The following is a 12,073-nucleotide window of genomic DNA, read 5'->3' as shown; positions in this document are numbered from 1 at the left end:
CCGGATAGGCCCCAAAGCTGGTGGTCCCGTCCCTTTGGGATAGGGAGCCACACTTGCCTGACGGTGGTCACACTTTCCCAGCACTGGTGCTGAACGCGGATTTTCGACCGCTGTCCTATTATCCGTTGTCGCTCTGGTCCTGGCAGGATGCGGTGAAAGCCGTGTTCCTGGATCGTGTCTCCGTGCTCAGCGAATATGAGCACGAGGTGCGGTCTCCGACTCTCACCATGAAGCTGCCGAGCGTCATCGCCCTGCGGGAGTACATCCCCTCGGCACGCAAGCCGGCCTTCACGCGCTTCAACGTCTTCCTGCGCGATCATTTCTCCTGCCAGTATTGCGGAGACGGGTTTCCCACGCCGGAACTGACCTTCGACCACGTGATCCCCCGCTCCCGCGGTGGCCGGACGACCTGGGAGAATGTCGTGACCGCCTGCGGCCCCTGCAACCTGCGCAAGGGCTCCCGCCTGCCGCGGGATTGCCAGATGATCCCGCGCGTGGCGCCGCGACAGCCCACGTCCTGGGAGTTGCAGGACAACGGGCGTGCCTTTCCGCCGAACTATCTGCATCAGAGCTGGCGCGACTATCTGTACTGGGACAGCGAGCTGGAAAGCTGACGGGACAGGCGCCCGGCCATATGGGACGGGCGCCTGCCGGCTGAGCTTCAGGCGAAAGCGAAGTCGCTGGCGTGGAAGCCACCGACGGTCATGTTCTTGAAGGTGATGACCTCTCCGCCATCGAGGGTCAGGACGACATTGGCCCCGGACTGCTTCATCGCGGCATGGGCCTCGGCCCAGCTATCAACGCCGAAGCCCTGCAACCTGACGACGTCACCCTCGGCATGGCTGAAGTCCACGACCGTGTCGCGGCCGGCGCCATCGCTCTTCTGGAAGAGGAAGACATCCGCCCCGGCACCGCCGAGAAGCACGTCATTGCCGGCGCCGCCGACCAGCGTGTCGTTGCCGGCATAGCCATAGAGGGTGTCATTGCCCGCCATGCCCTTCAATACGTCTTTGCCGTCACTGCCGTAGAGAATGTTGTCCTGGGCATTGCCGGTACCGGCCAGGCCTTCCACCGTCAGCTTCAGCCGCTCGACATTATCGGGCAGGGTGTAGCTGACCGAGGCATAAACCCGGTCGTCGCCGCCATTGGCCGCCTCGACCACCACATCGCCGACATTGTCCACAGTATAGGCATCGTTGCCCGCGCCACCGGTCATGCGGTCCGCGCCGGTGCCACCATTCAGGGTATCGTTGCCGTCGCCGCCCTCCAGCGTATCGTTGCCGGCATTGCCGTAGAGGGTGTCGTTGCCGGCCATGCCCTTCAGCGTATCGGCCCCGTCGCTGCCATAGAGCACATTGTCCTGGGCATTGCCGGTGCCGGTCAGGCCCTCCGCCGTCAGCTTCAGCCGCTCGACATTGTCGGTCAGGGTATAGCTGATCGAGGCATAGACCCGGTCGTCGCCGCCATTGGCCGCCTCGACCACCACGTCGCCGGCATTGTCCACGACATAGGTGTCGTTGCCCGCGCCGCCCGCCATGTGGTCCGCGCCGGTGCCGCCATCGAGATAGTCGTTGCCCGCGCCACCGTTCAGCGTATCGGCCCCGTCCTTGCCATAGAGGCTGTTGCCCGCGTCATTCGCGGTGATCGTGTTGTCCAGCGCGTTGCCGACGCCCTTGAGCGCGGCCGAGCCCGTCAGCACCAGGTTGTCCGCCGTGGAGGCGAGGGTGGTGCTCACCGCGCTGCTGATCGTGACCGGCGTCTTGCCCACCACGAGCTGGTCGGTCAGGGAGACCGCGTAGTCGATCGTGCGGTTGTAGGTCAGCCAGGAGGCGCTGGTCAGCAGCTCGTTGCCGTCCACCAGGATCTGGTCGACATAGGCGTTCCGGTCGGTGCTGGCCGTGCCGCCATAGGCGTCGTTCAGGAACTGCACCGAGATGGTGTGGGCGCCGGCATCCCAGTGTCCCGTCAGCGTCAGGTCCTGGGTCTGGCCGCTGCCGTGCTGGGCGGTCACGGTGACCACGTCGCTCATCGCCACGCCGTCGATGAAGACCTTCACCTGGGCATCGCCCTGCCAACTGTCGCCAGACAGCTTCAGCGTGATCGTGTGCGCATCGGTGGTGGCGCCGCCGCCGGAGCCCGTCCCGGCGCCCTTGGAATCGGACATCTCGATGATCAGCGGATGGTCGGTCAGGCTGATCTGAATCTGGCTGACATTGGTGTAGGTGCTCTGGGCATCGGTGCCGAGCAGCGGGTCATAGACCTTCACGGTGCCGAAGCTGTGGTCCAGCGTCACGGTGACCGTCGTGTTCTTGGCGGCGATCTCGCTGAGGGTGGCGCTGTCCCACAGCTTCTGCTCGTTCCACACCGCCAGCTCGTAGGTGCCCGAGGACTTCTCCAGCAGCAGCGTGTTGCCCGTGGCCGGCAGGCCCGTGACCGAATAGCCCAGCGTGCCGGTGGTGAAGCTCTCCGCCGTGCTGCCGGTGTCGGACAGGATCGTGGTCAGGTTGTGGATGGCCACCGCCACGGGCTTGGCCGACCAGTCGTAGTTGAAGAGGCCGTAATGCGCCTCCTGGTTGGTGTCGGTGGGGTCCTGGAAGGAGTCCACCAGCTCGTAGAGATAGGTCGCCGCGTAGCCGAGCTTGTAGGTGTCCAGCAGCAGGTTCAGCGTGTACTTCGCCTGGACCGCTTCGCTCACGCCCTGGTTGCCGGCACCGGAGGTCTGGGTCGGATAGCCGGATTCCGTGATGACCATCTGCTGGCCGGGATTCATCTGGTTGGCCATCGGCACATAGGTGCTGAGCACGGAATAGGAGGTCGCGCCGCCGCCGTAGTAGATATGCGCGTTGCCGTAATCGGCATTGGCCGAATTGTTGCCATAGGCGGCGAAGCTGGCGGAGTCCGATGCCGCGACGCTGAAGTTGATGATCGGCACATCCTTCAGCGCGGCACTGGAATTCACATAGTCGGCGATCAGCTTCTGCACCGCCCGGGCGCCGGCAATGCCGCCCACGCCGTTCAGCGTGGCTTCCCAGTAGTTGACCTCGTTCGGGCCTTCCAGGCTGCGCAGATAGGGCGCGAGCTTCTCTACCAGCGCGAACTGGTTGGCATAGGTATCGCCCTGGACGCCCACCATCATGTCCAGCTTGATGCCGTTCTCACCAAGATAGGCCAGCCGATCGAGTTGCAGCGAGGCATAGCCTGCGGCGTCGCGCACATTGCCGATGCCCAGGTACTGGAGCGAGGCCAGCACCTGATCGATGTCCGCATAAGGCGTGTCCAGGTACTGGCTGTGAACGTTGACACCCAGGGAATCGATGAAGTCTCCGGCGCGGAAAGCTGTCGTACTGGCCATTTTGCAACCTATGGTTGTGTTGTAGGACAAGATTCTTCCGTGCGGGGTCAAACAGGATACCCTTCTCAGGAGTCCATCATCGTCCCATTGCAACTCTAGGTAGCATTAACGAACAAAATTACGAGAGAGATTAATCACCAATTCGTGAAATTCATGATTCCTTGGAGTTTCGGCAACAAATTGTTCTTGTTTTGTTCGAATGATACGGCGCATTCGACGCCAAAACCGGCCTCTGACGGCCTATTGTCGTCCTGCCACAAAAAATGGGCCCGATGGGGCGTGAGACCGCCAGCCGATAACCGGTCGAGGTGACCGAACGGGCAGATCCGGATGGCGGCCGGAGGCTCCGTCGGGAGCCTCCAACGCTTCCTTCAATCGCTGTCGGAACCGGTTACGGGTGGCGGATCGCCCGCCGGAGCCCGAAGCCGCCCAGGAGCAGTGCGTAGAGAAGGTTCAACTGGGCGATGGTGACAGGCAGCCCGGGGATCAGATAGGTCGGCGCATCGCAGGGCTTGTCGGGCTTGGCTGCCATGGCCTTCAGCATGTCATCGACGCTCAGGCCCAGCGTGGCTGTGGGCGCCTGGCAGGATGGCAGGGGCGAGGGCCACCATTGCTGCTCCACGCCGATATGCAGCACCGCGAGGCCACCCGACACCAGCACGGCGAGGGCCGCCAGGGCCAGCAGGCCACGCGAGCGCAGGCCAGCGGCCAGCACGGCCAGCACGGCCGCCACCCAGTAGGGCCAGCGCTGCCACAAGCACAGAGCGCAGGGCGCGAGGCCCAGGAAGGTTTCGGACGCCAGGGCGGCCAAGGGCGCGGCGGCGGCCAGCACAGCCAGCAACAGGGAGGAGCGGCGAATCATGGCCACAACGCTGCGTCCGGGCCGTCAGGCCGGCAAGTGACGCTGCCGCCTGCGCCGCGCGAGGCTGCCCGGCAAAGAGATCACGAGCTGCGCCAGGAACAGGCCAAGGACCAGGCCGCAGAGGCCATAGGTGGCGGCAGCACTGCCGAGGATGAGCTGCGGCACATGGGTGTCGATCGCCGTCCTCAGCACGGCGCGCTTGTCGGCATCGGGCTCGGTGAGGAGATCCCAGGCCGCGTCCAGCGGCTGCAACAGCGGCGGCGCCTTCCCGATCCGCTCATGCGCCCGGCGCAACGCCTCCGCCTTGGCGACCGAGACGGCCAGCCCCTCCGCGTTCGAGGGCTCGGCCTGCCGCAAGGCTCCGATCACGCCCTCATCCGTGTCCGTCGACAGCCCATAGAACCGCCGCGCCTTCTCCTTGCGCTGCTCGATGTCGCGCCTTGCGTCCTGGCTCACCTGCAGCAGGGCCGCATCATAGGAATGGGTCAGCGCGGGAACCTGCATCGCCGCCACACCCAGGACCAGGGCCAGCCCGATCCGCAGCGAATCGGAAAGCCAACGCCCGATGAAACCTGCCATCCGTGCTTCGCCTCCAGAACCGGAACGCCGGGCCTCCCCTGAAAGTACCCGGCCCTGGCCACGGTTGCGGGGATGGACGCACCTCCCTGGCGGGGCGGCGACCCGTTGCCGGCGGGTCAGTTGACTGCATTCCCACTTGCCGTAAATCTCCTGCGCCGACGAGGCTTCCGGCGCGGCTGACAGTCGCATCGGGGGCCTTCTCGGCGTTTGGGGGCGTGGTGGAACGGTAGACACGGGCGACTCAAAATCGCCTGCTTTCAAAGGCTTGCCGGTTCGAGTCCGGCCGCCCCTACCACTTTTTGTGACGCTAAATGGACTCAAAATCGTTTGCCTTCACAGGCTTGCCGGTTCGAGTCCGGCCGCCCCTACCAGTCTCCGTGACATGAGAGACCGCTCCGGAACCGGCCGGCCGGAGGGATGCGGGAATGCGCCTTCCGGCACCACCGGGCGGAGAAGGCATCGGGCCGGACCGTGGCAAACAGGGCGTCACCATCGCCCGGATTTCACCGATCTCGCGCCGGACAAGGATCTCATCGCAAAGGCGTGTGCGCCGGATGCACGCTGGCCATCTTCCGCCCGCATGGCCACAGGCTAAGTAACGATGTGACCCCGGCCATCCCGCCGTGGGCGCGCCACGCCGTCCGGGCCCCGGGCGAAATGCGAGGAGCCCTGGATGACCCACGCCCTCTCCCGCCGTGCCATGCTGCTCGCAGGGCTTGCCCTTTCCCTGCCGGCCCTCCTGCCCCGGCAGGCCCGCGCGCAACCTGCCTCGGGACGCCCCGTCGTGGTGAGTTCCAAGCTGGATACGGAAAGCGCGCTGCTCGGCCAGATGATCGCCCTGGTGCTGGAAGCGCAGGGCGTGACGGTCGAGCGGAAGCTGCAACTGGGGCCGACCCGCATCCTGCGCGCCGCCATCCTGAATGGCGAGGTGGACGTCTATCCCGAATACACGGGCAATGGCGCCTTCTTCTTCCAGATGGAGGATGACCCCGCCTGGCACGATCCGCAGGCCGGGGCGGAGAAGGTCCGGGCACTGGACCTGGAGCGCAACAGGCTGGTCTGGCTGACGCCCGGCTCGGCCAACAACACCTGGGCCATCGCCGTGCGGCAGGACCTGGCGAAGAGCGCGAAGCTGGAAAGCCTGGAGGATCTCGCCCACTACCTGAAGGGTGACGGCCCCTTCAGGCTGGCCGCCTCGGCGGAGTTCGTCGAAAGCCCGGCCGCCCTGCCTGCCTTCCAGAAGGCCTATGGCTTCACCCTGCCGCCCGAACGGCTGCTCGTCCTGGCCGGTGGCGACACGGCGGTGACGATGCGCGCCGCGGCGGAGCGGCTGAACGGCGTCAATGCCGCCATGGTCTATGGCACCGACGGCGCCATCCAGGCGCTGGAGCTGAAGGTCCTGGCCGATCCCAAGGGTGCGCAGATCGTCTATCGCCCTGCGCCGGTGGTGCGGCAGGCGGTGTTCGATGCCCATCCGAAGATGGGCAACTGGCTGAAGCCGGTCTTCGACTCCCTCAGCCTGGATGTGCTGCAAAAGCTGAACGCCAAGGTCGTGGTGGAAGGCGCCAATCCGCGCGACGTGGCACAGGCGCATCTGCGCAGCCTCGGCGCGGCGCGCTGAATGGCGCGCAGCGCGGCGCTGCCGGCGCCCCGCGACCAGGCGGCCCCGGCGCCGATCCCGCGCGAGGCCCTGGCGGCGGGGGTCCTCCTGGCCCTGGCCGCCCTTTCGCCCTTCCTGCTGGGCTGGCTCTCCGTCGCGCCGAACCGGCTGGTCTCGCCACGCCCGGTGCCTCTGCCGCTGACGCCATCCGTCTGGGCCGCCGTGGCGGTCTTCCTGCTCTCTGCCCTGGGCGGCGCGGTCCTGGCCCGGCGCGCGGCGCTGCTGCCCTGGGCCGAGGCGCTGGTGGCGCTGGCCGTGCTCGCCATGCTGACGGCCACGGGGCTCGGGGCGGCAGCGGCGTTGTCGGACGCCTCCTCCGTCGCCCGCGCGGCACCGGCCTCCGGGGTCTGGCTGGGCCTGCTGCTGTCTGCCCTGGCCGCCGGGTGCTGCGCTGCCGGGCGCGGCGGCACGCCCGGGCGCTTCCTGCTGGGCCTCGGCCTGGGCCTCGCGCTGCTGGTGGGCAGTGGTGCGCTCGACGCCCTGTCCCTGCTGCGGGAAGCCGCCTCGCGCGGCGCCGAGTTGCGCGGTGCCCTGGTGGAACATGTCTTCATCGCCGCCGCCTCGCTGCTGCTGGCGGCACTGGTGGCGATCCCTCTCTCGGTCCTGGCGCTGCGTCGCCCGAGGCTGGAGGCCGCGCTCATGGGCCTCGCCAACGGCCTGCAAGTGGTTCCCTCCATCGCCCTGTTCGGCCTGCTGATGGCGCCGCTGACGGCGCTTGCCGCCGCCTTTCCCGTCCTGCGCGGCCTCGGCATCGGCGGGATCGGGCCGGCCCCTGCGGTGCTGGCGATCGGCGGCTACCTGCTGCTGCCCCTGGCGGCGGGGATGCTGTCCGGGCTCCGCGCCGTTCCCGCCCCGGTGATGGATGCCGCGATTGGCCAGGGGCTCGGCCCGTCGCAGATCCTCTGGCGGGTGCGGCTGCCGCTCGGCGGCGGGATCGTGCTCGGTGGGCTGCGGACGGCGGTGATCCAGGCGATCGGCCTTGCCACCCTGGCGGCGCTGATCGGCGGCGGGGGGCTGGGGCGGCTGGTCTTCCTAGGCGTCGGGCAGTTGGCGACGGACCTGATCCTGCTTGGCGTGCTGCCGGTGGTGGCGCTGTCCCTGGCGGCGGATGCCGGGCTGGCGGCGCTGCAGACCTGGCTGTCCCGGCGCCATGGAGGTCCGGCATGATCCGCTTCGAGGGGGCCACCAAGACCTATGGCAGCCGCCGCGCCGTGGATGCCGTGAGCCTGGAGATCCGGGACGGGCGGTTCTGCGTGCTGCTGGGCGAATCGGGCTCCGGCAAATCCACGCTGATGCGGATGGTGAACCGGCTGGTGCGTCCGGATGGCGGACGGGTGATGCTGGACGGGCGCGACGTCGCCGCGGCCGATCCCGGGGCGCTGCGCCGGGGCATCGGCTATGTCATCCAGTCGGTCGGGCTCTTCCCGCACTGGCGGGTGGCGGCGAATGTCGCCACCGTGCCCCGGCTGCTGGGCTGGGACGCGGCGCGGATCGCCCGGCGGGTGGAGGAGCTGCTGCAACTGGTGGGGCTCGACCCCGCGCGCTTCGCGGAACGCTGGCTGCACGAGCTGTCCGGCGGGCAGGCGCAGCGGGTCGGGCTGGCCCGGGCCCTGGCGGCGGACCCGCCGGTGCTGCTGATGGACGAGCCCTTCTCCGCCCTCGACCCCAGCATCCGCCGCAGCCTGCAGCGGGAGATGCGCGCCATCCATGCCCGCACCGGCAAGACCATCCTCTTCGTGACGCATGACGTGGAGGAGGCGCTGACCCTGGCCGACCAGCTCGCCGTGCTGCGGGATGGGAAGCTGGTGGCCAGTGGCACGCCGGCCGAGGTGCTGGAGCGGCAGGCGGATGGCGCGGTGCGCGAGCTGCTGGGCGAGGAGGCGCTGGCCTTCCACCGCCTCGCCACCCTGCCCGCCCATCGCCGCGCCCGGGTCGAGACGGGCATCGGGATGGGGGCTGGGGAACGGGATCTCCCTCTGCTGCCGGCGGATGCCACGCTGAAACAGGCGCTGCTGCTGATGCTGGACCGGCGCACGGACCGGCTGGTGGTGGAGACGGCGCAGGCCGGCCCGCCGCACATCCTGCATCTGGGCGACCTGCTGTCCCCGGCCACGGCCGGCGACCGGACGCCACCATGAGGAGGCGCCCAGGGGGCCGGGCGATCCGTCTCCTGGCCGAGGCGGCCCTGTTCCTGCTGGCCCTGCTGGCCGCGCCGCATCTGGGCGCGCTCTGGGGCGGCCTCTTCCCGCAGGTGTCCCGCCCGGTCTGGACCTCGGAAAGCTGGTTCACCCTGCTCGGCAGCCATCTTGCCCTGTCGCTGGGGGCCGCGCTGGTGGCGGCCGCGCTGGGACTGGCGGCGGGCGTGCTGGCCAGCCGCCAGGCCGGGCGCCGGCTGCGGCCGCTGCTGGATGCGCTCTTCTCCCTGGCCCAGTCCGTGCCGCCGGTGGCGGTGATCGCCCTCGCCCTGCCCCTGCTGGGCTTCGGCGCCGCGCCCACTTTGCTGGCCCTGGTGCTCTACGCCGCCCTGCCGGTCATGCGGGCGGCCTCCGGCGGGCTGGACGCCGTGCCCGGTCCGGTGCGCGACGCCGCCCAGGGGCTGGGGCTCGGCCCGGCGCGGCAGCTCCTGCAGGTCGAGCTTCCACTGGCCCTGCCGGTGATCCTGTCCGGCCTGCGTGTCGCGGTGGTGCTCTCCATCGCCACGGCGGCGGTGGGGGCGGTGGCCGGGGCGCGCTGCCTGGGCACGCCCATCGTGATCGGCCTGTCGAACGGCAATCCCGCCTGGGTGCTGCAGGGGGGCATCTTCACCGCCTGGCTGGCCCTGCTGGCGGACCGGAGCCTGCGCCTCCTCACCCCGTCCCGCCCCGGCCTCTGACCCCCTTCCGGAGGCGCAGCGCCATCGAGCCCCATCCCGTCCCGCCCCCGGAGCTGACCCCCCTGCCCTGGCCGCCGCCCGGCGCGCTGGCCATCACCCATTGCCCGGGCCGCCATGGCGACCTCGCCGCCGATGTGGCGGCCCTGCGCCGCTGGGGGGCGAACTGGCTGCTCAGCCTCTGCGAGCCCGGCGAATTCCCCGATGCGGCGGCGCTGGCGGCACGGCTCGGCCACGCGCATATCGGCTGGGTCAGCTTTCCCGTTCCGGATTATGGTATCCCCGGCCCAGCCTGGCGGATGCTGTCCGGCCGGCTCCTGGAGCGGCTCGATGCCGGGGAAAGGCTGGCGATCCACTGCTGGGGCGGCCTGGGCCGTTCCGGCACCGTGGCGGCGGCACTGCTGGTGGCCCGGGGGCTGCCGGCGCCGGAGGCCGTCATGCAGGTGCGGCGGGCGCGGCCAGGGGCGATCGAGACGGCGGAGCAGGAAGCCTGGGTCCTGGCCCAGGATAGAGCCCAGGATGGGTGGCCATGACGCGATCCTGTCCGCGGCGGTATCCCATGGCCCCCATGGTTGAGGGGGCCGGAGGCGGCGGGGCCGCAAGCCCTATGGACACCCGCCCCCATTCCGGTCCATCACCCGCCCCCTGTTCCGACCGACGCCCTCGTCTTCCCGAGCGGGATTTCCCCGAGACGGGAGGTACGGGCGGCGACCCTTGCCCATTCAGGAGCCGTCCATGGCCTCGGCCTTCGAGCGCATCGCCGATATCATCGCCGCCAATTCCGAAGTCCCCCGCGACAAGATCACACCCGACAGCCATGTGATCGACGATCTGGGCATCGACAGCCTGGACTTCCTCGATATCGTCTTCGCGATCGACAAGGAATTCGGCATCAAGGTGCCGGTGGAGAAGTGGACGCAGGACGTGAATGCCGGCACCGCCCCGGCCGAGCAGTACTTCGTCATGAAGAACCTCGCGGCCCGGGTCGAGGAACTGGTGGCGGCCAAGGGCGCCTGACGCCCGCATTTCCCGGCACGGCCGGAAGGGACGGCCAGAGACGGAGGACGCCCGGTGCGCCTGGAATACTTCATGATGGTGGACCGGGTACGGTCCTTCGACGGCGACGCCATCGCGGTGGAGAGTACCGTGCCCGACGCCTCGCCGGTCTTCGAGGGGCATTTCCCTGGCCATCCGCTGGTGCCCGGCGTGCTGCTGGTGGAAACCATGGCCCAGGCCGCGGGCTGGCTGCTGCTGGCGCGCAACAGCCTTTCGGCCATGCCCTTCCTCTCCTCGGTGAAGGAGGCGAAGTTCCGCTCCTTCGTCGGACCAGGCGCGAAGCTCGATGTCACCGCCCGGATCGTGCATGACGGCTCCGGCTATGCCGTGACCGCGGCGCGGATCGAAAGCGGCGGCAAGCGCCTCTGCGATGCCGAGATCATGCTGCGCATCATGCCCTTCCCTGCCCCTGACCTGGAGAAGGCGATGCGCGAGCGCGCCGCCGCCATCGGGCTGGACGAGGCCCTGGCCGCGCAGCCTTCCGTTCAGGGAGCCAGCAGCTGATGCGTCAGCGCGACGTCGTCATCACCGGCATCGGCCTCGTCACCTCGCTGGGCGAAGGAAGCGACACGCACTGGGAGGCGCTGCGGGCGCCGGAACGCCGCCCGGTGCTGGACGAGACGGGCTTCGCGCCCTGGCTGGTGCATCCCCTCCCCGCCCTGGACCTCGACCGGCAGATCCCCAGGCGCGGCGACCAGCGGCAGATGGAGCCCTGGCAGCGGCTGAACACCTATGCCGCCGGCCTCGCGCTCGACGATGCGCGCGCGCGCGACCTAGCGGGCGAGACACATCTGGTGGTGGCCGCCGGCGGCGGCGAGCGCGACGTGGCGCTGGACGAGCAGATCACCGCGGAACTCGCCCAAAGCAGCGACAGCGGCGCCCGGCTGAACGAGATGCTGGCCACCGGCCTGCGGCCGACGCTGTTCCTGGCGCAGCTCTCCAACCTCGTGGCCGGCAACATCTCCATCGTGCATGGCGTCACCGGCTCCTCCCGCACCCTGATGGGGGAGGAGGTGGCGGCGGCCGATGCTCTGCGCATCGCCCGGGCGCGGATCAGCGAGGGGCGCGGCGAGATTGCCCTGGTCGGCGGCGGCTTCGCCGCCTCGCGCTGGGACATGCTGATCCTCTACGCCCGCAGCGGCCTCTGGCAGGGGGAATTCCGTCCCCTCTCCGAGCGTGAGGGCGGCGGCATGGTGCTGGGCTCCATGGCCGCCTATCTCGTGCTGGAGGCCGCCGACCATGCCCGCGCGCGCGGCGCCAGGGCGCTGGCCCGGCTGGATGCCGTGGCCACGGATTCCGCCCACCGCTCCAGCCCCGGCCAGTCCGCCGCGGCGGCCACGGCGCTGCTGCCCCTGGTCGGCGGCCCCGCCGCCGCCGTGATCTCCGGCGCGTCCGGCGCCCCCGCCGCCTGGGCCGAGGAGGAGCGCTTCCTGGCCTCGCTCGGCCAGGACGGCGCCGTGGTGCCGCGCCGGACCGGCAGCCTGATCGGTCATGGGGTGGAGGGCGCCTTCATGGTGAACACCGCCCTGGCGGCGCTGGCGCTGTCGCGCGACGGCTTCTATCCGCCGATCGACCCGGCGGACCCGGAGGCGGGAACAGGCGAGGCCGCCGCGCCCCGGCGTATCCTCGTCACCGGCTTCGGCCAATGGCGCGGCGAGGCCCTGGCCAGCCTGTCGAAAGCAGAGGCGTGAGCGG

12 protein-coding genes and 1 tRNA gene are annotated in these 12,073 nt (G+C 69.6%); 10 read left to right on the top strand and 3 right to left on the bottom strand.

Annotation, left to right across the window (positions count from 1 at the left end; translation table 11 throughout):
* The first annotated feature begins 53 nt into the window (after window positions 1-53).
* Entirely contained in the window at window positions 54-614 is a 561-nt protein-coding gene (locus MVG78_RS10410; protein WP_027279895.1) for an HNH endonuclease, read from the top strand.
* A gap of 47 nt (window positions 615-661) precedes the next feature.
* Here MVG78_RS10410 and MVG78_RS10405 read toward each other — a convergent pair whose 3' ends face one another.
* The 3 genes from MVG78_RS10405 to MVG78_RS10395 form a co-directional block, all read right to left on the bottom strand.
* Window positions 662-3,352: a carbohydrate-binding domain-containing protein gene (locus MVG78_RS10405; RefSeq protein WP_247551248.1), complete on the bottom strand. Its 2,691-nt coding sequence runs from the start codon at window positions 3,350-3,352 to the stop codon at window positions 662-664.
* 391 nt (window positions 3,353-3,743) lie between these two features.
* Window positions 3,744-4,214: a disulfide bond formation protein B gene (locus MVG78_RS10400; protein ID WP_247560401.1), complete on the bottom strand. Its 471-nt coding sequence runs from the start codon at window positions 4,212-4,214 to the stop codon at window positions 3,744-3,746.
* A 24-nt stretch (window positions 4,215-4,238) separates the two neighbouring features.
* The gene (locus tag MVG78_RS10395) at window positions 4,239-4,793 is read right to left on the bottom strand and encodes a DUF2937 family protein (protein ID WP_247551246.1); all 555 of its coding nucleotides are present in this window, start codon (window positions 4,791-4,793) and stop codon (window positions 4,239-4,241) included.
* 209 nt (window positions 4,794-5,002) lie between these two features.
* Between MVG78_RS10395 and MVG78_RS10390 the strand changes: the two genes are divergently transcribed.
* From MVG78_RS10390 to MVG78_RS10350, 9 genes are all read left to right on the top strand, one after another.
* Window positions 5,003-5,088 (top strand) — tRNA-Leu (locus MVG78_RS10390).
* A gap of 378 nt (window positions 5,089-5,466) precedes the next feature.
* Window positions 5,467-6,414 carry a glycine betaine ABC transporter substrate-binding protein OsmF gene (osmF, locus tag MVG78_RS10385; protein WP_247551244.1) on the top strand — a complete coding sequence of 316 codons (948 nt, stop codon included), beginning with the start codon at window positions 5,467-5,469 and terminating at the stop codon, window positions 6,412-6,414.
* Window positions 6,415-7,620 (top strand): ABC transporter permease subunit, encoded by a 1,206-nt coding sequence (locus MVG78_RS10380; protein WP_247551243.1) that lies wholly within the window; start codon window positions 6,415-6,417, stop codon window positions 7,618-7,620.
* Complete coding sequence (locus tag MVG78_RS10375; protein ID WP_247551241.1) at window positions 7,617-8,591, top strand: ABC transporter ATP-binding protein; 975 nt, start codon at window positions 7,617-7,619, stop codon at window positions 8,589-8,591. The genes MVG78_RS10380 and MVG78_RS10375 overlap by 4 nt, the downstream gene beginning before the upstream one ends.
* A complete protein-coding gene (locus tag MVG78_RS10370; RefSeq protein ID WP_247551239.1) occupies window positions 8,588-9,325 on the top strand; it encodes an ABC transporter permease in 738 nt (245 codons plus the stop codon). The genes MVG78_RS10375 and MVG78_RS10370 overlap by 4 nt, the downstream gene beginning before the upstream one ends.
* A gap of 134 nt (window positions 9,326-9,459) precedes the next feature.
* Entirely contained in the window at window positions 9,460-9,855 is a 396-nt protein-coding gene (locus tag MVG78_RS10365) for a phosphatase domain-containing protein (RefSeq protein WP_247551237.1), read from the top strand.
* A 202-nt stretch (window positions 9,856-10,057) separates the two neighbouring features.
* Window positions 10,058-10,339 (top strand): acyl carrier protein, encoded by a 282-nt coding sequence (locus MVG78_RS10360; protein ID WP_247551235.1) that lies wholly within the window; start codon window positions 10,058-10,060, stop codon window positions 10,337-10,339.
* A 54-nt stretch (window positions 10,340-10,393) separates the two neighbouring features.
* Entirely contained in the window at window positions 10,394-10,882 is a 489-nt protein-coding gene (locus tag MVG78_RS10355) for a 3-hydroxyacyl-ACP dehydratase FabZ family protein (protein ID WP_247551234.1), read from the top strand.
* Entirely contained in the window at window positions 10,882-12,069 is a 1,188-nt protein-coding gene (locus MVG78_RS10350; RefSeq protein WP_247551232.1) for a beta-ketoacyl-ACP synthase, read from the top strand. Before MVG78_RS10355 ends, MVG78_RS10350 begins: the two co-directional genes overlap by 1 nt.
* Window positions 12,070-12,073: the final 4 nt, after the last annotated feature.

Source organism: Roseomonas gilardii subsp. gilardii (assembly GCF_023078375.1).
GTDB classification, from domain to species: domain Bacteria; phylum Pseudomonadota; class Alphaproteobacteria; order Acetobacterales; family Acetobacteraceae; genus Roseomonas; species Roseomonas gilardii.
The sequence above is the reverse complement of the archived record's forward strand: the minus strand, read 5'-3'. Positions and strand labels throughout refer to the sequence as shown.